This window comes from Terrisporobacter muris, from assembly GCF_024621905.1.
GTDB lineage: Bacteria > Bacillota > Clostridia > Peptostreptococcales > Peptostreptococcaceae > Terrisporobacter > Terrisporobacter muris.
This window is the reverse complement of the sequence record NZ_JANKBY010000567.1, coordinates 1-1287: the sequence shown is the minus strand read 5'-3', so window position 1 is coordinate 1287 and position 1287 is coordinate 1. Positions and strand designations below refer to the sequence as shown.

2 protein-coding genes are annotated in these 1287 nt (G+C 25.5%); both read right to left on the bottom strand.

The annotated features are described in order from the left end of the window. Positions 1–923 (bottom strand): macro domain-containing protein (locus NSA58_RS20330; protein WP_257560946.1); only part of this gene is annotated, 923 nt, incomplete at its 3' end. A 186-nt stretch (positions 924–1109) separates the two neighbouring features. Continuing rightward, the gene (locus NSA58_RS20325) at positions 1110–1232 is read right to left on the bottom strand and encodes a hypothetical protein (RefSeq protein ID WP_257560945.1); all 123 of its coding nucleotides are present in this window, start codon (positions 1230–1232) and stop codon (positions 1110–1112) included. Positions 1233–1287: the final 55 nt, after the last annotated feature.

Here is a 1287-nt window from a genome sequence, read left to right as displayed (position 1 = left end):
TCTGAATTATTTATTTTTTCAAATATATAATCATTGGCGTGTACAAAGTATTCCTTTGTCCTTTCTTTTGCATATTCTATAGTATCATAATCTATGGTAAGAAATATTTCTTTTAATATGTTTTCTGTTGATTCTAACTCTTCTATATAAACTTTTTCTGCAAAGTTTTTACTCATATTTTTCATTTGAAGAAAGATCTGTTTAAGTATTTTTACAGTCTCTTCAATAAATTCTAGCTCAATATTTCCTGCTAAAAATGCTTCTTTTAACAAAAAAATATTATATGCATTTTCTATTCCTAGGTTTTTTATAAAATCATCAATGGTAAAATTATGGTGATTATATTTATCCATTTTCTTGTATTGTTCAATCATTTCTAATGAAAATTCTATGTCCTTATAATCTTCAGAAAGATTCTTATAAACTTCATAAGTATTCTTATTTGTACATGAAAAATATATAGTTTCTAAATCATGTGAACTGTATTTTTTCATCATTCTCCAGGCTGCATAATAAGCTATATTGGCTGACTTGTTTAATGGAAATTTATTATTTCCTGAACTGATAGATGGAATTGCTATTGTTTTATTATCATTTTCTATTGCTATCTCTATAGAATTTTTATAGCATGAATATAATAAATAGCATTCATCTTCATATCCACCTTCCCATTTAGGAGTACACGTATGAACTATACTTTTTATATTTAGATTATACCCCTTTGTAATAATACAATTACCAACTTGGCAGGTTCCACTTTTAGATAATTTCTTACTAAGTTTTTGACCAGCGCTTTTCTGAATTAACTTATCCAATCCTGAACTACCGCTAAAATATTCATCTGTTGGATTTACAATGGCATCAACCTTAATATCTACAATTTCTTCTTTTACAATTTTAATTCTATCATCTATCCTACCCATATGTATAACCCCCTTTCCACAATAAAAATTTACTTTTCTTATTTTACTTTCCACAAAAAAGCATATAATCCCTTTTTATTATTAACTCTACAATAAAATTATAAACAATTTTCTTAATCTTATCATAATATAAAAAGAAAAAAGTTAGACAAATCTAACTTTTATAGCTTTAACCTATTTAACTTTTCATATATCATCTATATCATCCTCTTCCACTAATCCTATGGAAGCTTCCATATAAGCTAAGTTTTTATATTTATATATCTCTCTTTTAAAAAGTGTTCTTACTATAAATTTTAATATTGTCATCTTACACCTCCGCTGATTTTAGCCACATCTAACATTTACTTTTTTGGTGTAATAT